This window comes from Klebsiella aerogenes KCTC 2190 (genome assembly GCF_000215745.1).
Taxonomy (GTDB): Bacteria; Pseudomonadota; Gammaproteobacteria; order Enterobacterales; family Enterobacteriaceae; genus Klebsiella; species Klebsiella aerogenes.
This window is the reverse complement of record NC_015663.1, coordinates 1660299-1681128: the sequence shown is the minus strand read 5'-3', so window position 1 is coordinate 1681128 and position 20830 is coordinate 1660299. Positions and strand designations below refer to the sequence as shown.

21 protein-coding genes and 1 pseudogene are annotated in these 20830 nt (G+C 55.7%); 6 read left to right on the top strand and 16 right to left on the bottom strand.

Going from position 1 to position 20830, the window contains the following annotated elements; all coding sequences use genetic code 11:
• Positions 1–2: 2 nt before the first annotated feature.
• From tatB to udp, 7 genes are all read right to left on the bottom strand, one after another.
• Positions 3–539 carry a Sec-independent protein translocase protein TatB gene (tatB, locus tag EAE_RS08155; RefSeq protein WP_015703995.1) on the bottom strand — a complete coding sequence of 179 codons (537 nt, stop codon included), beginning with the start codon at positions 537–539 and terminating at the stop codon, positions 3–5.
• A 3-nt stretch (positions 540–542) separates the two neighbouring features.
• The gene (gene tatA / locus EAE_RS08150) at positions 543–794 is read right to left on the bottom strand and encodes a Sec-independent protein translocase subunit TatA (RefSeq protein WP_015368844.1); all 252 of its coding nucleotides are present in this window, start codon (positions 792–794) and stop codon (positions 543–545) included.
• Between the two features lie 131 nt (positions 795–925).
• Entirely contained in the window at positions 926–2566 is a 1641-nt protein-coding gene (ubiB, locus tag EAE_RS08145; RefSeq protein ID WP_015368845.1) for a ubiquinone biosynthesis regulatory protein kinase UbiB, read from the bottom strand.
• Positions 2563–3168, bottom strand: a complete 606-nt coding sequence (gene ubiJ / locus EAE_RS08140) for a ubiquinone biosynthesis protein UbiJ (RefSeq protein WP_015368846.1) — start codon at positions 3166–3168, stop codon at positions 2563–2565. The genes ubiB and ubiJ overlap by 4 nt, the downstream gene beginning before the upstream one ends.
• 13 nt (positions 3169–3181) lie before the next feature.
• Entirely contained in the window at positions 3182–3937 is a 756-nt protein-coding gene (gene ubiE / locus EAE_RS08135) for a bifunctional demethylmenaquinone methyltransferase/2-methoxy-6-polyprenyl-1,4-benzoquinol methylase UbiE (RefSeq protein WP_015703994.1), read from the bottom strand.
• Positions 3938–4007: 70 nt separating this feature from the next.
• The gene (gene rmuC, locus EAE_RS08130) at positions 4008–5456 is read right to left on the bottom strand and encodes a DNA recombination protein RmuC (RefSeq protein WP_015368848.1); all 1449 of its coding nucleotides are present in this window, start codon (positions 5454–5456) and stop codon (positions 4008–4010) included.
• A 136-nt stretch (positions 5457–5592) separates the two neighbouring features.
• A complete protein-coding gene (gene udp, locus EAE_RS08125; RefSeq protein ID WP_004181652.1) occupies positions 5593–6354 on the bottom strand; it encodes a uridine phosphorylase in 762 nt (253 codons plus the stop codon).
• Positions 6355–6619: 265 nt separating this feature from the next.
• Here udp and EAE_RS08120 point away from each other — a divergent pair, with 265 nt between their 5' ends.
• Complete coding sequence (locus tag EAE_RS08120; RefSeq protein WP_015703993.1) at positions 6620–7432, top strand: dienelactone hydrolase family protein; 813 nt, start codon at positions 6620–6622, stop codon at positions 7430–7432.
• 59 nt (positions 7433–7491) lie between these two features.
• On the opposite strand, the gene metE is transcribed toward EAE_RS08120, so the two are convergent.
• The gene (gene metE / locus EAE_RS08115) at positions 7492–9756 is read right to left on the bottom strand and encodes a 5-methyltetrahydropteroyltriglutamate--homocysteine S-methyltransferase (protein WP_015703992.1); all 2265 of its coding nucleotides are present in this window, start codon (positions 9754–9756) and stop codon (positions 7492–7494) included.
• A gap of 117 nt (positions 9757–9873) precedes the next feature.
• Between metE and metR the strand changes: the two genes are divergently transcribed.
• Positions 9874–10827, top strand: coding sequence for an HTH-type transcriptional regulator MetR (gene metR / locus EAE_RS08110; protein ID WP_015703991.1), 954 nt, complete (start codon positions 9874–9876; stop codon positions 10825–10827).
• Here the strand turns inward: metR and EAE_RS08105 are convergent.
• From EAE_RS08105 to pldB, 3 genes are all read right to left on the bottom strand, one after another.
• Positions 10715–11614 (bottom strand): carboxylate/amino acid/amine transporter, encoded by a 900-nt coding sequence (locus EAE_RS08105; protein WP_015703990.1) that lies wholly within the window; start codon positions 11612–11614, stop codon positions 10715–10717. The two genes, metR and EAE_RS08105, sit on opposite strands and share 113 nt — an antisense overlap.
• Before the next feature lie 88 nt (positions 11615–11702).
• Positions 11703–12503 carry a sugar/pyridoxal phosphate phosphatase YigL gene (gene yigL, locus EAE_RS08100; RefSeq protein WP_015368853.1) on the bottom strand — a complete coding sequence of 267 codons (801 nt, stop codon included), beginning with the start codon at positions 12501–12503 and terminating at the stop codon, positions 11703–11705.
• Between the two features lie 44 nt (positions 12504–12547).
• Entirely contained in the window at positions 12548–13540 is a 993-nt protein-coding gene (pldB, locus tag EAE_RS08095) for a lysophospholipase L2 (protein WP_015703989.1), read from the bottom strand.
• A 110-nt stretch (positions 13541–13650) separates the two neighbouring features.
• Here pldB and rhtB point away from each other — a divergent pair, with 110 nt between their 5' ends.
• Both rhtB and EAE_RS08085 read left to right on the top strand, forming a co-directional pair.
• A complete protein-coding gene (gene rhtB / locus EAE_RS08090) occupies positions 13651–14271 on the top strand; it encodes a homoserine/homoserine lactone efflux protein (protein ID WP_015703988.1) in 621 nt (206 codons plus the stop codon).
• Between the two features lies 1 nt (position 14272).
• Positions 14273–14500: pseudogene (locus tag EAE_RS08085) on the top strand (ISNCY family transposase); the annotation flags it as partial.
• A gap of 47 nt (positions 14501–14547) precedes the next feature.
• On the opposite strand, the gene rhtC reads toward EAE_RS08085, so the two are convergent.
• From rhtC to pldA, 3 genes are all read right to left on the bottom strand, one after another.
• The gene (gene rhtC / locus EAE_RS08080) at positions 14548–15168 is read right to left on the bottom strand and encodes a threonine export protein RhtC (protein ID WP_015703986.1); all 621 of its coding nucleotides are present in this window, start codon (positions 15166–15168) and stop codon (positions 14548–14550) included.
• A gap of 61 nt (positions 15169–15229) precedes the next feature.
• Positions 15230–17056 (bottom strand): ATP-dependent DNA helicase RecQ, encoded by a 1827-nt coding sequence (gene recQ, locus EAE_RS08075; RefSeq protein ID WP_015368858.1) that lies wholly within the window; start codon positions 17054–17056, stop codon positions 15230–15232.
• Between the two features lie 67 nt (positions 17057–17123).
• Positions 17124–17996, bottom strand: coding sequence for a phospholipase A (gene pldA / locus EAE_RS08070; RefSeq protein ID WP_015703985.1), 873 nt, complete (start codon positions 17994–17996; stop codon positions 17124–17126).
• Positions 17997–18149: 153 nt separating this feature from the next.
• Here pldA and yigI point away from each other — a divergent pair, with 153 nt between their 5' ends.
• Positions 18150–18614 (top strand): acyl-CoA thioesterase YigI, encoded by a 465-nt coding sequence (gene yigI, locus EAE_RS08065; protein ID WP_004097567.1) that lies wholly within the window; start codon positions 18150–18152, stop codon positions 18612–18614.
• Positions 18615–18662: 48 nt separating this feature from the next.
• Positions 18663–19556, top strand: a complete 894-nt coding sequence (gene rarD / locus EAE_RS08060; protein WP_015368860.1) for an EamA family transporter RarD — start codon at positions 18663–18665, stop codon at positions 19554–19556.
• An 88-nt stretch (positions 19557–19644) separates the two neighbouring features.
• Here rarD and corA read toward each other — a convergent pair whose 3' ends face one another.
• Positions 19645–20595: a magnesium/cobalt transporter CorA gene (gene corA, locus EAE_RS08055; RefSeq protein ID WP_002883400.1), complete on the bottom strand. Its 951-nt coding sequence runs from the start codon at positions 20593–20595 to the stop codon at positions 19645–19647.
• Between the two features lie 150 nt (positions 20596–20745).
• Positions 20746–20802, bottom strand: a complete 57-nt coding sequence (gene ysgD / locus EAE_RS25530) for a YsgD/CorL family protein (RefSeq protein WP_349815745.1) — start codon at positions 20800–20802, stop codon at positions 20746–20748.
• Between the last annotated feature and the right edge of the window lie 28 nt (positions 20803–20830).

The following is a 20830-nucleotide window of genomic DNA, read 5'->3' as shown; positions in this document are numbered from 1 at the left end:
TTTTACGCTTTATCACTCGATGCGGGGGAAGAATCTGGCACTGCCGCGGCGGCTTTTTCCTTAGCCGCCGGGACTTCAGCCGGCGAAACGGATGGCTCCTCGGCAACGGGCTCCGGGGTATGTGCCGGGGCGCTGACCTGATGTTCCGCCGTTGCAGGTGTAACATCCTGACGCTGCGCTTCGCTACCTTTGACGACCGGATTATGAATGGTGTTCGCTTCGTCGCTGGCCTTTTCAGGATCGTGGGCGGTATAGGAACGCTTCATAGATTCAGCTGCTTCACGCAGCTCGTCCATCGAGGCTTTGAGCTCCGGAGTCAGATTATCCAGGCTGGCTTTCTCCACCTTCTTCAGGCTCTCCTGAAACTCCTGCAGTTTTAGCTCCTGGGCAAGCTCATTTTGTACGGTGGTCGCCAGCGAGCGCAACGTACGGATCCAGCTGGCCACCGTTTTAACGGCGACAGGTAGTCGCTGTGGCCCCAATACGATGAGGCCAATCACGAACACCAGCAATAGTTCACTAAAACCGATATCGAACACGAATTACACCTGCTCTTTGTCGTGGCGTTTTGTCTCGTCTTTTTTCGCATCATCTTGTTTATCAGCGATAGTTTTCGCTGCAAAATCTGCATCGGCTGAGGATTTATCGGATTTCTCATCATCGCTCATCGCTTTTTTAAAGCCCTTGATCGATGCGCCTAAATCCGAACCCAGCGAGCTCAGCTTCTTCGTCCCGAAAAGCAGAACTACGATGACGACAACAATTAACAACTGCCAAATACTGATACCACCCATACACGTTCCCCTATGACAGATGATGAATGATGAGAGCGCATTATACACGTCATCCGGTGAGACGCCTCTTTGTCAGACCGCTCACATGACTTCGCGCAAGAATCAATGCGCCAGAATAAACGCGAAACCTGTCAGCGCGTTTTTCGCCAACCAATAAGCCAGGTTACGACGCCGCCGGCCATCAGCCAGCCTGGCATCATGCCCCACTCCGGGCGGTGGATAAATAACAGCGTACCGCTTAAAAGCAAAACGGCGCCTATACCAAACAGATAGCGGGACTGCCCCTGACGCACGTGACGCACCTGGAAGTCGCGCACGATAGTATCGACGCTGGTCTGCAGCTGTTTGCTCTGCTGCAGGCTTTGGTACACCAGCTCAGGAATTTCCGGCATCCTTTCAATCCAGAACGGCGCTTTTTCTTTAAACGCACGCACCAGCGCGGGAATACCAACCTGATCCTTAATCCACGACTCGAGGAAAGGCTTCGCCGTTTTCCACAAGTCTAACTGAGGATAGAGCTGACGACCTACCCCTTCTACGTAAAGTAATGTCTTCTGAAGCAAAACCAGCTGCGGTTGGACTTCCATATTGAAACGCCGCGCGGTATTAAACAGATTCAGCAATACGTGGCCGAAGGAGATTTCCGCCAGCGGCTTTTCAAAAATGGGCTCGCATACGGTGCGAATCGCAAACTCAAACTCTTCAACGTTGGTATCCGGCGGCACCCAGCCGGAATCGACGTGCAGCTCGGCAACCTTACGGTAATCGCGGTTGAAGAAAGCAATGAAGTTTTCTGCGAGATAACGCTTATCGTCTTTGTTCAGCGAGCCGACGATACCGCAGTCGATACCGATATATTGCGGGTCATGCGGATGATCGTAGCTAACGAAAATATTACCCGGATGCATATCCGCATGGAAAAAGCTGTCGCGAAACACCTGGGTAAAGAAGACCTGCACACCACGCTCCGCAAGCAACTGCATGTTAGTGCCCTGGGCTTCCAGCGCGGCGACATCGGAAACCGGAATACCGTAGATCCGCTCCATCACCATCATGCCTTCGCTACAGTAATCGGAATAGACTTCCGGCACGTATAGCATTGGGCTATCTTCGAAATTGCGCCGTAGCTGAATAGCGTTAGCCGACTCGCGTAACAGGTTCAGCTCGTCCATCAGCGTTTTTTCATATTCGCGGACGACTTCTTGCGGGCGCAGACGGCGGCCATCCGGCAGCAGACGAGGTACCCAGCGCGCCAGGCGGTAGATTAATTTCATGTCCGCTTTGATCACCGGCAGGATATCCGGGCGGATGACCTTGATGACGACCTCTTTGCCGTTGTCTTTCAGGCGCGCGGTATGGACCTGGGCGATGGAGGCGGAAGCGAGCGGCTCAATGGCGAAATCATCGAACCAGGCTTCAATGGGCAGCCCACCCATCGCTTGTTCGATCTGTTGTTTAGCCAATTTGCCATCGAAAGGTGCGACGCGATCCTGCAGCAGCGCCAGTTGATCGGCGATTTGCGGCGGGAACAGATCGCGGCGGGTGGAGAGCATCTGGCCGAACTTAATCCACACCGGGCCCAGCTCCTGCAGCGCCAGGCGTAAGCGTTGACCCAGCGGTTTATCTTTGTGGCGATTCGGCATCCAGAACAACATTCGCCGCCAGATGCGCAGCGGCAATGTGATACGCATTTTGGGAATGAGCTCATCAAGCCCGTAACTCAAAAAGGTGCGGATGATAAAATACAGGCGCCGTAATTCTCCTGGCGTCATTTCCCCTCCAGCGTTTCCAGCCGTTTTTCCAGTGCGGCCAGCGCGCGTTCTACAGCGGCGGACTCTTCAGCAAACCAGGCCATTTCCAACGGCCCCGGCGCCAGTCGCCACTCTTCGGTAATCGCTTCAGCGACGTAGCGCTGCTGGCTTTTCGCGCCCTGCAGCAGGAAGCGCGCGCCGCCGCGAAGCACCTTGCCAACCCCTTCAGCGACGATATCGCCGGTATACGGCGCCAATAACTCTGCCGGGTCGAACTCCGCCAGATCGCAAAGTGCGACCATGTTCTGCACAACCTGCAGGTCGCCCTGTACTTCCAGATCGCCGCTGCGGATCAGCGCGGTCAGTTGTTGGCGGTTACGCAGCTGCGGCAGCACGCTCAGGCGGGTTATCACGGTACAGTCAGCTTCGCCTTCCCACGCGCCGAGCACGTCGATTTGCTGCTCGCTATAGGCCAGCACGACAGGCGCCGACAGCTCTTTGAGCTCTACGCGCAGCACTTTCCCCAGCAGGCGCTGACGCGCCGGTTTAAGCGCGCGGTCGCGCCAGAGAAAAGTATTAAGAACCGTTTCGATGCCAGCGGTAACCAGTGGTGCGAAAGGCATAGCGTCCCTCCTGTCAGAACTTATAGCCGCGGTGTAGCGCGACAATACCTGCCGTCAGGTTGTAGTAGTCGACGATTTCAAAACCCGCCTCCTGCATCATGCCTTTCAGGGTGTCCTGATCGGGATGCATGCGGATGGATTCCGCCAGATAGCGATAGCTTTCCGCATCGTTTGCCACCAGCTCGCCGACTTTCGGCAACACGTGGAAGGAGTAAGCGTCGTAGGCTTTGCTCAGCGGTTCGAGAATCGGTTTAGAAAACTCCAGAACCAGCAGACGTCCGCCCGGTTTCAGCACGCGGTACATTGAACGCAGCGCTTTGTCTTTATCGGTAACGTTACGCAGGCCAAAGGAGATGGTGATGCAGTCAAAGGTGTTATCCGCAAACGGCAGCGCTTCAGCGTTGGCCTGAACATACTCGACGTTACCGACAATACCGATGTTGCGCAGTTTTTCGCGGCCCATTTTGAGCATCGAATCATTGATATCGGCGAGCATCACGCGGCCGGTTTCGCCCACCAGACGGGAAAACTTCGCCGTCAGGTCACCGGTGCCGCCCGCTAAGTCCAGCACAGTTTGCCCGCGACGCACGCCGCTGCAGTCGATGGTGAAGCGCTTCCACAAGCGATGAATCCCGAACGACATTAAGTCGTTCATCACATCATATTTTGCAGCGACAGAATGGAATACATGCGCCACCATGTCCGCCTTCTGCTCTTTGGCTACCGTTTGAAAGCCAAAATGCGTTGTTTCTTGTGAATCCTCAACCATCTCTATGCCCGCTTACTTATCAAGAAAATGTTCAGCGAGTGTAACAGATTCAGGCCATTTCCCATACGTTTCAGCTTGGCCTGACGTGCTCGTTTGCGCTCGCTGCAGGGTCGGAATCGGCGCTAAACACATCTTCCTGCGGTGAATTTTCATCTTCCTCAAGGCGATATTCGTTATCCTGCGCCGTGGCCTGCTCGACTAAATCAGGATTAATCCCGCGCTTAACCTCGACCCCCAGGCCACGGAATGACTCGGCCTGCACCAGCAGGTTGCCGCGCCCGGAGGCGAGCTTTTTCATCGCCTGGCGATAGTTATCCTGCGCTTTATCAAGGCTTTGACCGATAGCCGACATATCGTCGACAAACAGCCGCATCTTGTCATACAGGCGCCCGGCGCGCTCGGCGATTTTTTGCGCGTTACGGCTTTGATGCTCATAGCGCCACAAGTTGGCGATGGTGCGCAACGCCACCAGCAAGGTTGTCGGGCTAACCAGCATAATATTGTTCTTCAGCGCCTCGCTGATAAGCTCAGGTTGGCGGTCGATGGCCAGCAGGAACGCCGGCTCAACGGGGATGAACATCAGCACATAATCGAGCGAACGAAGCCCCGGCAGTTGTTGGTAATCTTTACGCCCCAGCAGGCGAATGTGGTTACGCACCGAGGCAATATGCTCCTGTAGCGCCGCTTCGCGGGTGTAGTCGTCGTCAGCGTTGAAGTAGCGCTCATAGGCGACGAGGGTCATTTTGGCGTCGATAACCACGTCTTTGCCCTGCGGCAGACGCACGATAACATCCGGCTGCATCCGCGAGCGGTTATCGGTTTCGATGCTCACCTGAGTTTGATACTCATAGCCTTCGCGCAGGCCGGAGGCCTCCAGCACGCGGGTTAGCACCACTTCTCCCCAGTTGCCCTGAGTTTTGTTATCACCCTTCAGCGCTTTCGTCAGGTTCAGCGCCTCTTGCGCCATCTGTGCGTTCAGCTGTTGCAAATTGCGGATTTCGTGCGCCAGCGTGTGGCGCTCACGCGCCTCCTGGCCGAAGCTGTCCTGCACCTGGCGACGGAAGCCGTCAAGCTGTTCGCGCAGCGGCGTCAGCAGGCCATGCAGGCTCTGGCGATTTTGTTCATCAACCCGTCGGTTGCTGTGCTCAAATATGCGGTTCGCCAGGTTTTCAAACTGCTCGCTCAGGCGCTGCTCGCTGTTGACCATCTGGCGAATTTTATCTTCGGCGTGCAACTGCGTGGATTCCAGACGGGTGGTCACTTCACGCAGGTCGGCCTCCAGCGAGGTGTTGATATCACGCAGGCTGCGCAGCTCGTTGTTGAGAAGTTCGCACTCATCGCGCCAGTGCGATTCCTGCACCAGCTGCTGACGTGCGGCGCTAAGTTCAATATCCAGCTCGCGGCGCTCTTCAATGAGATCGGCACGGATTTGATCGGCGCGGGCTTTTGTCGCCAGCCAGCCAACGATTAACCCTGCCGCCAGCGCCACCACGGCGCTTATCACAATAGAGATATCCACAACGCCTCCCCGGCAACCACTTACGGCACAAAAATAGAATTGTGCTGTACAAACGTCCAGTTGAAAAGGATTTTCCTGCGAGGCGCTACGCAAAAAAAAGGCCGGAAGATCCGGCCCTGTGAGAAAAAGAGAAGAACTACAGCAGACGGCGCGCCGCTTCCACAACGATTTTCACCGCGTGGCTTTCGGTTTGCTTCATGGTTTCGGCGTTAGGGATCTCTTGCTGGGTACGGTTGACGATAACCCCTGCCACCATCCCGGCGCGCAGGCCCTGGCTGGCGCACATGGTCAGCAGCGTAGCGGATTCCATTTCATAGTTCATGACGCCCATTGCCTGCCACTCTTCCATCGAGCCTTTGAAACGGCTCACGACGCGGCCGGAGAAGGTGTCGTAACGCTCCTGGCCTGGATAGAAGGTATCAGAGGAGGCAGTCACGCCGATATGCGTGGTCGCGCCGATTGATTTCGCCGCTTCCACCAGAGCGGTGGTACAGGCGAAGTCAGCAACGGCCGGGAACTCCATCGGCGCAAAGTGCAGGCTGGCGCCGTCCAGACGGACAGAACCGGTCGTCACCAGTACATCGCCAACATTGATATGTGGCTGAATCGCGCCGGTGGTACCGATACGCAGGAAGGTACGAACCCCCAGCTGTGCCAGCTCTTCCACGGCGATAGAGGTCGACGGGCCGCCGATACCGGTGGAGCAAACAATCACCGGTTTGCCGTCCAGCTCAGCGCGCCAGGAGGTAAATTCACGATGTGATGCCAGCTTAACCGGCTTATCCATCAGCGCGGCGATCTTTTCCACACGCTCCGGATCGCCAGGGACGATAGCCAGCGTAGCCCCTTGTAAATCGTTCTTAGTGAGGCCGAGATGAAAAACATCAGACTTGGACATAAAAAACTCCTCTGTGGGTCGAAGTATCAGCAGAAGCAAAAGGGTACTTTACAGAAGCCACTCGCTTATTTTTGTGATGATAGTCACCATGCATAATAATGATTGCATTTGTTTTTCAACAAATAGTGATTCACATCACATTAACAAGTTATATTCGCGGTCACAGAACAAAAGATAGCCGCTTTCAGGCACTGTGCTTTATTAACGTTCAGTCTAAGAGTCTATATTTATCGATGCGCTAATAAATAAGGGTACGGAGAATACCATGACCACCACCAAGCAACCCGGATTCGCACCTGCAGCCTCGCCGCACGCCTCTACCGCCGTCCATACGTCGGATGAGCACATTACCGCCGGAGAAACCTCGATCCCATCGCAGGGCGAGAATATGCCGGCCTATCACGCCCGCCCGAAAAACGCCGACGGCCCGCTGCCGATCGTTATCGTGGTGCAGGAAATTTTCGGCGTACATGAGCATATTCGCGATCTGTGCCGCCGCCTGGCGCAGGAAGGCTATCTGGCGATTGCGCCAGAACTCTACTTCCGCCAGGGCGATCCGAATGAGTACAACGATATCCCTACCCTGTTCAAAGAACTGGTCACTAAGGTGCCTGACGCACAGGTGCTGGCGGATCTCGACCACGTCGCCAGTTGGGCGGCACGCCACGGCGGCGATGCCCATCGTCTGCTGATCACCGGTTTCTGCTGGGGCGGGCGCATCACCTGGCTGTATGCCGCGCATAACCCGCAGTTGAAGGCAGGCGTCGCCTGGTATGGCAAACTGGTGGGAGAAAAATCGCTGAATTCGCCAAAACACCCGGTGGATATCGCCGTCGACCTCAACGCGCCGGTACTTGGCCTGTACGGCGCTAAAGACGCCAGCATTCCGCAGGATACCGTCGAGACCATGCGCCAGGCGCTGCGGGCGGCGAATGCGAACGCCGAGATCGTGGTCTATCCCGAGGCCGATCACGCTTTTAACGCCGACTATCGCGCCAGCTATCACGAAGAGTCAGCCAAAGACGGCTGGCAGCGAATGCTGGCCTGGTTTGCTCAATATGGCGGTAAAAAAGGGTAACTCGCCTGATACATGAAAAGAGGAGGCCGTGGCCTCCTCTGTTGTTTTCCGCGTATCTATCAGGCTGATTCGCGCAGATTCTGCGCCGCTTGCACCATGTTAGCCAGCGCGGCGCGAGTTTCCGGCCAGCCACGGGTTTTCAGGCCGCAGTCCGGGTTAACCCACAAGCGCTCCGCCGGAATACGCTGCGCGGCCTTCTCCAGCAACCCTTCAATCCACTCCACGCTCGGTACGTTTGGCGAGTGAATATCATAAACGCCCGGGCCGATTTCGTTCGGATATTCGAACTCTTCAAACGACTCCAGCAGTTCCATGTCAGAGCGCGAGGTTTCAATGGTGATGACGTCGGCATCCAGCGCGGCGATAGAATCCATGATGTCATTAAACTCGCAATAACACATGTGGGTATGAATCTGGGTGTCATCCTTAGCAACCGCGGCGTTGATGCGGAAAGCTTCGACGCCCCACTGTAGATAAGCATCCCAATCACTGCGCTTCAGCGGCAGACCTTCGCGCAGTGCCGGTTCATCAATCTGGATAATACCGATACCAGCCGCCTCCAGATCCGCCACTTCATCGCGCAGCGCCAGCGCAATCTGCTTCGCGATGGTTTCACGGCTGACATCTTCGCGCGGGAAGGACCAGCACAGAATGGTCACCGGACCGGTCAACATGCCTTTGACCGGCTTGTCGGTAAGAGACTGCGCGTACTTCGCCCACTCGACGGTGATCGCTTGCGGACGGCTGACGTCGCCGATAACCACCGGCGGCTTCACGCAGCGAGAGCCATAGCTTTGCACCCAACCGTTTTGCGTGAAGATGAAACCGTCCAGATGCTCGCCGAAATACTCCACCATGTCGTTACGCTCGGCTTCTCCGTGCACCAGCACGTCTAAACCCAGACGTTCTTGTTCGACGATCGCCTGCTTAATATGTTCGGCAATACCCGTCCGATAATGACTGGCATCAAGATTGCCCTTTTTGAAGTCCAGACGTAGGGTACGAATTTCGGTTGTCTGCGGGAATGAACCGATCGTCGTCGTCGGCCATGCTGGCAGGTTAAAGCGCCTGCGCTGCGCCTGTGCGCGCTCGGCATAAGGACTGGCGCGCTGGCTGTCCTGGGCGGTGATTGCCGCCAGCCGTTTTTCCACTGCCGCGTTGTGTACGCGAGTCGAATGGCGACGAGCCTGGATTGGCGCGCTCCACGCCTCGATCGCCGTCGTATCACCGCTGTTCAGCGCATCGCGCAGCAGCGCCAGTTCGCCGCACTTCTGCAGGGCGAAAGCAAACCAACTTTTTACTTCGGCATCAAGACGGGTCTCTACGCTCAGATCGATCGGGCTATGCAGCAAGGAGCAGGAAGAGGCGACCCATAGTTCGCGTTGACCGACAATCGCCTTAATTTGCGCATATTTTTCCGTGAGATCGGCGCGCCAGACGTTACGACCGTTGATCAGCCCGGCGGATAACAGCCAGTCGGCCGGCAGACGTTTATGTAGTTCAGCAACATCATCTTTGCCATGCACCAGATCGACGTGAAGCCCCTGTACCGGCAGCGCGGTGATAACATCAAGGTTGTCGGCGATCCCTTCAAAATAGGTAGTCAGTAGTAGTTTTACCTGCCCCTGCAGGGCCTCATAAGCCGGTTTAAAGGCATCCAACCATGCTTGCGGCAGCTCCAGTACCAGCGCCGGTTCATCAATCTGCACCCACTCAATGCCGCGTTTCGCCAGCTCGCCCAGTACCTGCTGGTAAACCGGAAGGATATCGTTCAGCAGGCTTAAACGGTCAAACTGTTCGCCTTTTACTTTGCCCAGCCACAGATAGGTTACCGGCCCCAGCAGTACAGGCTTAATCTTGTGGCCCAGCGCCAGCGCTTCGTCCACTTCATCCAGCAGTTGGGTCCAGCTCAGCTTGAACTGCTGGCCCTGGACAAATTCCGGCACCATGTAGTGATAGTTGGTATTGAACCACTTGGTCATTTCCGCGGCGGCAGCGGGTTCGCCGGTCGGCGCGCGGCCGCGACCAATACGGAACAGAGTATCGATATCGACGGTGCCGTCTTTGTTCTGATGACGAGCCGGCACGTTGCCCAGCAGCAGGCTGGTGGTCAGAACATGGTCGTACCAGGCAAAATCGCCCACCGGCAGCAGATCAATGCCAGCCTGTTTCTGCTGCTCCCAGTGACGAGCACGAAGTTCGCGACCTACCGCCAACAGCTCTTCACGCGTGGCGTTGCCCGCCCAGTAGCTCTCTTGCGCTTTTTTCAGCTCGCGGCGAAGGCCAACGCGAGGAAAACCGAGGGTGTGATTGAGGATTGTCATGTTATGCCCCTTATGGAATTTTTTGCATTTAGCCATCCAGATGTTTACACATCCATAATGTAAAGGTACTGTATATTCCTCAAGCGCAAATTATTCATGCCGAAGTGAAGGACATTCATGATCGAGATTAAGCACCTGAAAACGCTACAGGCGTTGCGGAACAGCGGTTCGCTGGCGGGCGCGGCGGCAGCCCTGCACCAAACCCAGTCGGCCCTGTCCCACCAGTTTAGCGATCTGGAACAGCGCCTTGGTTTCCGTTTGTTTGTGCGTAAAAGCCAGCCGCTACGCTTCACGCCGCAAGGAGAAATTCTGCTGCAGTTGGCCAATCAGGTACTGCCGCAGATCGCTCGCGCGCTACAGGATTGCAATGAACCACAGCAAACCCGTCTGCGGCTGGCGATTGAGTGCCATAGCTGTATTCAATGGCTCACCCCGGCGCTGGAAAGCTTCCGCGCCCGCTGGCCGCTGGTGGAAGTTGATTTTCAGTCCGGCGTCACTTTTGACCCGCAGCCAGCCCTGCAGCAGGGTGAACTCGATCTGGTGATGACCTCAGATATTTTGCCGCGTAGCGGCCTGCACTATTCACCGATGTTTGATTATGAAGTTCGTCTGGTGTTAGCTCCGGAACATCCGCTGGCGGCGAAAACGCGCATCTCCCCGGAGGATCTGGCTGCGGAAACGTTACTGATTTACCCGGTACAGCGCGGGCGACTGGATATCTGGCGCCACTTCCTGCAACCGGCGGGGATCAGCCCACAGTTGAAAAGTGTCGATAACACGCTGCTGTTGATTCAGATGGTCGCCGCGCGGATGGGCATTGCCGCCCTGCCGCACTGGGTGGTGGAAAGTTTTGAACGCCAGGGTTTAATTGTCACCAAAACCCTGGGAGAAGGACTGTGGAGCCGGCTGTATGCTGCAGTGCGCGATGGCGAGCAACGCCAGCCGGTAACAGAAGCGTTTATTCGCTCAGCGCGGAACCACGCTTGCGATCATCTGCCGTTTGTACGGAGTGCGGAGCGACCCAGCGGCGATGGACCCATAGCGAAGCCAGGATTACCAGCGCGCCAATGATAAAGCTTGGCCAGTGAGGCTGCTCCTGCCAGATTGCGAGATTAACCAACAGCCCGGCGGGGACGTGAACGTTATTCATGATCCCCAACGTACCGGCATCCACCTGCGTCGCGCCGTAGTTCCACATGAAATAACCCAATCCGGAAGCAACCACGCCAAGCCAGACCAGGATTCCCCACTGCAGGTCGGTGGTCGGCAACCTCTGCGGATTGCCCAGCATAAACCACGCCGCTACCGCCACGATAAAGGCGCCGGCATAGAACCAGGCAAAAGCATTGTGTTGCGGCATCGGGCGGACTTCCATCAAACGCTTGTAGCCCACCATGCCGATGGCGAAGCAGATATTCGACAACTGCACCAACAATAGCCCGGTCCAGAAATGATCGCTGACTTTGTCATACCGGATGATCGCCGCCCCTAATACCGCCAGCGCCGCGCTAAGCAGATAGCCCCAGCGCAGTTTACGACCGCTGAGCAGATCGTAAATCAGGGTGATATACAGCGGGGTAAAGACCGTAAACAACAGAAATTCCGAGACCGTCAGATAAAGATAGGCGCGGAAAGCCAGCAAATACATGATGCCAAGCTGCATCGCCCCCACTAGCATATAGAGTACGATGGTGCGCGGAGACTGGCCGCGCGTACGCAGGAAAGGCAAAAACACCAGCGCTGCCAGCCCCACGCGCATCAGCACGGAAAAATAGCTATCGACGCTACCGGCAAGGTATTCGCCAATCAGGCTAAAAGAAAAGGCCCACAGGATAGTGGTGATAATTAATAGCGCCACAATGGTCGTCTCAATGAATAAAGAACAGGCATTGTAGCGGAGAGAGAGGTTGACGACTGACCAGTTATTAGCCAGTCGTCAATCTTTATCAATCGAGGTACAGCTTGCGTAGGTAATGCGGTACGGCATCATCGGCGTTGCTGCCGATCACTTCCAGCTCAGGATGCAAATCCTTCAACCGCTGATGGGCGTTCGCCATGATGCAGCCTTTACCGGCCATCGACAGCATCTCGGCATCGTTCATGCCGTCGCCAAAGGCGATACACTCTTTGAGGCTGTAGCCGAGCATTTTCGCGACGGCCTCCAGCGCATGCCCCTTCGAAACACCGCCAGCCATAACTTCAAGACAAGTTAGTGTGGAGAAACTCACATTCACGCGGTCGCCCCAGCGCGCGTTGATAGCCTGCTCAAGCGGCAGCAGATGTTCATGATCTTCACAAGTGAAGAAAACTTTGCTGATGCCATCCGCATCCAGCTCGCCCGGTTCATAAAGCTTGTAGTTGAACACCGCCTCTTTGAAGAAGCGCATCTCTTCCGGGCGATGGCGATTCATAAACCATTCATCTTCACGATAGACGTTGGTCACAATCTTCACATCGTTACGCACCATCTCAAACAGATCGCTGGCGATATCGCGGTCGAGGTTATGAGCGAAGATTTGTTTACCTTCGCTATCGTGTACCCGCGCGCCGTTAGAGGTGATCATGTACGACTTAATGCCGAGATTATCGCGGATCTGCCCCACATCGATGTAGTGGCGGCCAGTGGCGAAAACGAAATTTATCCCGCGCGCGGTGAGTAGCTTCAGCGTCTCTTTGGCATAGGGGGTGAGGAAATGGTCGGGGGAAAGCAGCGTGCCATCTAAATCAGACGCAACAACCTGGTACATAAAAAATTTAACCTCTAAGCAGGGCGACGAGATCTATCGTCGGATTAAGTATGTCGATTGAAAAAATCGACGATGGCATTTAGCGCGACTGAGCGCATAGCGTCCTTTTCAAAAAGGATCTCGTGATATGCCCCTTCAATAACGAGCGGCTTATCGCCTTCACAAGGGTGCCCGGCAGCGGAACGGAGTTCACAATAGCGGTCGTGCATCAGGTTATCGACCACCTTTTCATCCTCGGCCTGAATCAATAACGTCGGAGTCGTATCTTTCTCGACGCCAGACAATATCTCTTCGCCGGCCAGAATACCTTCGCGCACCCAGTGATAGGTCGGCCCGCCGACGCGCAACCGCGGATCGTCGGCATAAAAACGCAGGTTGCGACGATAGCGTTGGCGACTGTGAGTCAACACATTGAGCGAAAACGGCAGCGCCCGCCAGCGGCCCGTACCGATGGCATACTCTTCACGAATACGCTGATGGCCCTCAGCCCAGTCGAGAATATGGCGCACCATCCAGTCCGGCAGGCGCATGATGATGCCAAACATTGGCGCGCATAAGGCAATGGCGTCGCAATGCTGCCGGTGACGCTGCAAGAACAGCGTGGCAATGGCGCCGCCCATCGAGTGGGCGAGAATAAAACGTTTACGCCAGTGGCCGGGAACCACTTCCTGCTGCCAGAGCGCAGCCAGATCGTCAACATAATCGCTAAAGCGCACAACATGACCGCGGTGGGTATCAGACAGTAACCTACCGGAGCGCCCCTGGCCGCGATGATCGATAATCATCACGTCAAAGCCGCTGTGGAAGAGATCGTAGGCTAGTTCGGCATACTTCACGTAGCTTTCGATGCGGCCGGGGCAAATGACCACCAGCCGGTCGTTATTTGCGGCACAAAAGCGCACAAAGCGTACCGGAACCTTATCGACGCCCGTAAATTCAGCTTCTTCCCGCTGATGCCAGAAATCCGTCAGCGGCCCCATGGTAAAGGCCGCAAACGCGTTTTCTCGTGTGTCCCAGTCCTTTTGCTGCCCAAACATCGGGTTTACACCCCTGTTAACCGCTGAAAATCGTTTTTTTTGTCGCACATCACACAATGCTGATGCAATAGCGTATTGTGGCATAAAAATAGACAATCAGGGAGATTCTCATGACCTTCGAGTGGTGGTTCGCTTATCTGCTGACATCAATCATTCTCAGCCTGTCGCCGGGTTCCGGCGCGATCAATACCATGACCACATCCATCAACCGCGGCTATCGCGGCGCGGCGGCCTCTATTGCCGGCCTGCAAACCGGGTTGGCCATTCATATCGTGCTGGTCGGCGTCGGTCTGGGCACGCTCTTCTCACGCTCGGTACTGGCATTCGAAGTGTTGAAATGGGCGGGCGCGGCCTATCTTATCTGGCTGGGGATCCAGCAGTGGCGGGCGGCGGGTTCAATTGACCTGAATACGCTGGCGCGAACTCAAAGCCGCGGTAAGCTCTATAAACGCGCGGTGTTCGTCAATCTGACCAACCCAAAAAGTATCGTCTTCCTCGCCGCGCTGTTTCCCCAGTTCATCGTCCCGCATCAGCCGCAGGTGATGCAGTACCTGGTACTCGGCGTCACCACCATTGTGGTCGATATCATTGTGATGATCGGTTACGCGACGCTGGCGCAGCGCATTGCGGCCTGGATTAAAGGTCCGAAGCAGATGAAGGCGCTGAATAAAGTGTTTGGCTCGCTGTTTATGCTGGTGGGGGCGCTACTCGCTTCCGCCCGTCACGCCTGAATATAAGCTGGCACAGCATGTGCCGCAGCATGGAGGAATGCTAATGACTCTGGCAGAAACGTGGCTCGCAGAAGGCAGAGAGAAAGGTATCAAAGAAGGCATCAAAGAAGGAAAACGACAGGCCCTTTTACAGGTCGCCGCAGCAATGCTCAATCGCGGCATGGATGACGATGCTATCCTGGAAATGACCGGTTTGACCAGGGATGAACTACAGCAGCTTCGTCACTAATGTCTGCCCCACCCGGCAACAAACCGGGTGGATAATCGCATGACGAGTTAGCGCGAAATGATCAGATGAATGCCGAAACCGGCAAACAGGGTTCCTGCGATGCCGTCTATCCACTTTGCCATCCGCTGATAGCCGCGGCGCATTTTCGGCAGTGCGAACAGGCTGGCTACGATGGTGAACCACGCCAGCGTTTCAAGGACGATCAGCAGGAAAATCCCCCAACGCGCACCGGCGCCGATGTTATCGCCAACGAACAGTGAAAAGACCGAACCGAAGTAGATAATCGCTTTCGGATTGGCGAGATTGGTCAGCAGGCCCTTCAGGAAACTGCGCCCGCTACGCGCCAGCTCAACCTGCGGTTCCGCTGCCGATACATCAGTTTTCTTCAACGCGCCGCGCAGCATTTGATAGCCCATCCAGCACAGATACAGCCCACCGCCGACCATAATCAACGTATGCAGCCAGGCCATTTTCTCGATAATCAGATGCAAGCCGAGCAGCGCTACGCCCGCCCAGACCATTACGCCGCCGGTGATTCCCAACACGCCCATCATCGCCTCTTTGCGCGAGCGGCTCACCGCGGTTTGCGAAACAAAGAAAAAATCCGGCCCCGGACTCATTAGCGCAATGATGTGCACCAGCGCCACGGTGAGAAAAAGCATCAACATGTTTAACTCGCAGGGAAATAGTGAAGAAGGAAACTATTCTGGCACCTTTTCCCGCGGCTGACTACTCATCATCGCCATCGACATGAGCACGTATCAGCGCCATGAATTCTTTACCGAAGCGCTCAAGCTTGCGGGTCCCCACGCCGTTGACGCTGAGCATTTCCCCGGCGGTGAGCGGCGACTGTTCGGCCATCTCAATAAGCGTCGCGTCGTTAAAGACGACATAGGGCGGGATATTCTCCTCGTCGGCGATCGCTTTACGTAATTTACGCAGCTTGGCGAACAGCTTGCGGTCATAATTGCCGCCGAAGGATTTCTGCATCGCTTTCGGTTTTAGCGCCACGATACGCGGCACGGCGAGCTGCAGCGGGACTTCACCGCGCAGTACCGGACGCGCGGCCTCGGTGAGCTGCAGCGCGGAGTGCTGGGCAATATTTTGCGTAACCAGTCCGAGGTGAATTAACTGACGAATCACGCTCACCCAATGTTCGTGGCTCTGCTCGCGACCAATACCGTACACCGGCAGTTTATCGTGGTTCAGGTCACGGATACGCTGATTGTTGGCGCCGCGGAGTACTTCAACCACATAGCCCATCCCGAAGCGCTGATTCACCCGATAAATAGTTGAAAGCGCCTTACGCGCGTCCATTAAGCCATCGTACTGCTTTGGCGGATCAAGACAGATATCACAGTTGCCGCACGGCTCCTGACGCCCTTCGCCAAAATAGTTCAGCAGCACCAGACGGCGACAGGTCTGCGCTTCGGCAAAGGCGCCCATCGCATTCAGCTTATGACGTTCAATATCCTGCAGCGGCCCGGCGGGCTTCTCCTCCAGGCAGCGGCGCAGCCACGCCATATCCGCCGGATCGTAAAACAGCATCGCTTCCGCCGGCAGCCCGTCACGCCCGGCGCGGCCGGTTTCCTGATAATAGGATTCAATGTTGCGCGGGATATCAAAGTGCACCACAAAACGGACGTTCGGCTTGTTAATGCCCATACCGAAGGCCACCGTCGCCACCACGATCTGCAGATCGTCGCGCTGGAATTTCTCCTGCACGTCGGCACGAATATCATTTTCCAGACCAGCATGGTAGGCCGCCGCGCTGATGCCGCGGCTTTGCAGCCTGGCGGCGGTGTCTTCAACTTTAGAACGGCTGTTACAGTAGATAATCCCTGATTTACCGCGCTGATCCTGGACGTATCGCATCAACTGATCGAGCGGCTTAAATTTCTCCATCAGCATATAGCGGATATTGGGGCGATCAAAGCTACTGACCTGAATCAGCGGATCGTTGAGCCCCAGCAGACGAACAATATCGCGGCGGGTGGTGTCATCCGCGGTGGCGGTGAGCGCCATAAACGGAATATGCGGCATCCGCTGGCGCAGCTGGCCCAACGCGGCATATTCCGGGCGGAAATCATGGCCCCACTGCGAGATACAGTGCGCCTCATCTACCGCCAGCATCGCTAAGTTCCAGTGGCTCAGATGCTCGAGAAAGTTGTCCAGCATCAGGCGTTCCGGCGCGATATACAGCAGACGAATCTGCCCGCTGCGGCAGCCCGCCATCACTTCTTGCTGCTGCTCGCGGCTTTGCGTTGAATTAAGACAGGCCGCGGCGACGCCGTTCGCCAGCAGCTGATCGACCTGGTCTTTCATCAGCGAAATCAGCGGCGACACGACAACCGTCAGGCCGCCGAGGACCAATGCAGGTACCTGGTAGCACAGCGACTTACCGCCGCCGGTCGGCATCACTACAAGGCAATCGCGGCCTTCCAGCGCCGTGGCGATGATCGATTCCTGGCCCGGGCGGAACTGCTGGTAGCCGAAGGTCTCTTGTAAAACCTGCTTAGCCAGCGATTCCTGATTTAATACTTCCGCCTGTGCCACGTTGACCCCATTCGCCTGAAAAGAAAACAGGCGCTATTTTCAGCGCCTGAGAGCCAGAGTGCAACGATTAAAACAGATCGTTGAGCATCACGCCGACGCCGACGCGCGTCTGATTGAAGTTATAGTCGATTAGTGATTCGCCATAACCGCTGTAGATTTGAGTATAGGCGCGCACATGTTTGGTAATAGGATAACTGACCCCGACTTCCGCGCCGCCGTAGCCGGTATTCCAGTTATATTGCCCCTGAGCGCTAAAGATAGCCTCGCCAAGCTGGTAGCCAATCTTCAGGCGGTAGTAACCCATGTATTTCGTAATATCCGGGTTATCATCGGTGCTGCCGACCACATACCACGGCTTCACTTCAACCAGCCAGTTACCGTTTTGCGCCATCAGGCGAGTATACAGGCGGTTCCAGCTACGTGACGTTGGATCGGAACGGCCGTTAGAGTCGTGGTTATAGCCGACTTCGATATCGCGCAAGGTCCAGCCGGCAAACTCATAATCCGTCGCGAAGCCAAGGAAGAGCTGAGGCTCGTAGTTGGTTTCGCGAAACGGCGCCGAGCCTTTACTGTTAGAGAGCTGCCACCAGGATTTTTGCGTATAGGAGGCGCCAAGCAGCGAATTATCGCCGAGAATACCGCGCCATAACGGGAACGCCAGGCTGAGCTGGAACTTCACCTCATCCTTACGCGCGTCATCGGCCCAGTCGTAACTACGAATTGCCTCTTTATTGAGATCGCTGGTCCATGTATAGAGCAGATAGTTGCTCTCATAAGGATAAAGCAGGAACGGATTATCATGATCCTGCAGCAGGTTGGCGATAATACTGCCCCGTACCGCGGGTTTGTCATGAACGGTTTGTTCAATCGGCGCGTCCTGCGCCAGAACGCCTGCTGGTAACGCGCTAAGCGCCAGCAGCCAGGCTAAAGAGATACGCATTACTGTTCTCCTGAAGAATGGTTCTTATTAATGTTTTGTCCTGCTGCCATTCTACCTATTTATCCACCTCCCGCTGCGTTATCGCCTCCGAAAGTGGAAATCAATATTTTTGAAGCATAAAATCAACATTTCATTAACGAATGGACCTCTGCTATGTCTGAACTGACCGCCGCCGCCGCGCTAAAGCTGGTGGGCGAGATTTTTGTTTATCATATGCCTTTTAACCGTGCCCTTGGGCTGGAACTGGAACGGTATGAAAAAGAGTTTGCCCAGCTCAGCTTTAATAATCAGCCGATGATGGTTGGCAACTGGGCGCAGAGTATTCTGCACGGCGGCGTTATTGCGTCTGCGCTGGATGTCGCCGCGGGGTTGGTCTGCGTCGGCAGCACCCTGACTCGCCATGACACCATCAACGAAGAAGAGCTGCGCCAGCGCCTCTCGCGGATGGGAACTATCGATTTGCGCGTCGATTATTTACGCCCTGGCCGCGGCGAACGCTTCACCGCGACCAGCAGCCTGCTGCGTGCCGGAAACAAAGTCGCCGTGGCTCGCGTCGAGCTGCATAACGAAGAGCAGGTTTATATCGCCAGCGCCACGGCCACCTATATGGTGGGTTGATTGCCGCAGATCGAGTAACATCACTCTCTTTGGCAATGGATTCTACCAATGGACGCAAAACAAACGCGGCTGGGCGTTATGCTGGCGCTGGCCGCCTATTTTATCTGGGGTATCGCGCCGGCGTACTTCAAACTTATTTACTACGTTCCCGCCGATGAAATCCTGACCCATCGCGTGATCTGGTCTTTCTTTTTCATGGTGGCGCTCATCAGCGTCAGCCGCCAGTGGCCGCAGGTAAAAAAACTGCTAAAAACCCCGCGCAAGATCTTCCTGCTCGCGCTCTCTGCAGTGCTGGTCGGCGGCAACTGGCTGCTCTTTATCTGGGCGGTCAATAACCACCATATGCTGGAAGCTAGCCTCGGCTACTTTATTAACCCGCTGGTTAATATCGTGCTCGGGATGATTTTCCTCGGCGAACGCTTTCGTCGGCTGCAGTGGTTGGCGGTGATCCTCGCTTTTTGCGGCGTGCTGGTGCAACTTTGGACCTTCGGCTCACTGCCGGTAATCGGCCTTGGGCTAGCCTTCAGCTTTGCCTTCTACGGACTGGTACGTAAGAAAATCGCCGTCGATGCGCAGACCGGCATGTTGGTGGAAACGCTATGGCTGCTGCCAGTGGCGGCGATCTGGCTTTTCGGCATCACCGATAGCCCAACCAGCCATATGGGAGACAACCCCTGGTCGCTCAATTTACTGCTGATGGCCGCGGGCGTGGTAACTACCATCCCCCTGCTGTGCTTTACCGGTGCGGCGACCCGCCTGCGCCTGTCAACGTTGGGCTTTTTCCAGTACATTGGTCCGACGCTGATGTTCCTGCTGGCGGTAACGTTCTACGGTGAAGTGCCGGGCACGGATAAGATGGTAACCTTCGCCTTTATCTGGGTGGCGCTGGCGATATTCGTGATGGATGCGGTATATACGCAAAGACGGGGGCGCCGGGGATAGGATATTACCCGATGTCGGCTACGCCTTATCCGGCCTACAAAAGCACAACACGTAGGCCCGGATAAGCGAAGCGCATCCGGCACAACAACTACAGCCAGTTTTTACGCTTGAAGTAGAGATACGGCGCCAGGCCTGCCAACATCATAAACACGATGGCTCCCGGATAACCAAAGCTCCAGTGTAGTTCCGGCATAAACTCAAAGTTCATCCCATAGCTGGACGCCACCAGCGTCGGCGGCAGGAACACAACCGAAACCACCGAGAAGATCTTGATAATGCGGTTCTGCTCGATGTTGATAAAGCCCATCGCCGCCTGCATCAGGAAGTTCACCTTCTGGAACAGCGATTCGTTGTGCGGCAGCAGGGATTCGATATCTCGCAGGATCTCTCGCGCCTGTTCCAGCTGGCCTGCCGGCAGGCGCGCCTTGCGCACGAGGAAGTTTAGCGCGCGCTGGGTATCCATCAGACAGAGGCGAACCTTCCAGCCGATATCTTCCAGTTCCGCCAGCGTCGACAGCGCTTCGTCGTACTCGTCGCCCTGGTGGCCTTCCATAATCACGCGGCTCAGCTTTTCCAGGTCGCTGTAGATGTTTTCTATCTCATCCGCCAGCTGTTCGATTTTGGTCTCGAACAGATCTAACAGCAGCTCATAGGCGTTGCCGTCGACCAGCGTCTGGTTACGCACGCGCATGCGGTACAGGCGAAAAGCGGGTAGTTCACGCTCGCGCAATGTAAACAGGCGGCCTTCGCGGATGGTAAACGCCACGGTTGAGTTACCGGCGTGATCGTCGGCATCTTCGAAAAAGAAAAAGGAGTGGATGTGTAAACCATCTTCGTCTTCAAAGAAACGCGCTGACGCTTCGATGTCTTCCAGTTCCGGGCGCGTCGCCAGGTTCTGGCCTAACTCCGTTTGCACACGGCTACGTTCGTCATCGTCTGGCTCGACCAGATCGACCCACACCGAGCTGGCAAGATGCTTGATCTCATCGGCCTCAAGGCGCGTTAAACGATTATTTTCCAGTTGAAATGCGCTCAGCATGACCGGGACTCCCAATACAAAAAATTTATCGGACAGTTCGATGGGCACACAGAAACTATTTGGGTTTCAGACCATTAAGCCTGACTCAGAGCGACGGGAATAGGACGGGTCGCCGACAACCGCTAAGGCTATCGGCATAAGGGGATAGCCTTAGGAGTTGTTCCTGAATGACAGGAAATTGAGCCAGCATCTACTGGGTGTGTCCAAGGCGAATGTCCTCTTAGCGTAATCGTGC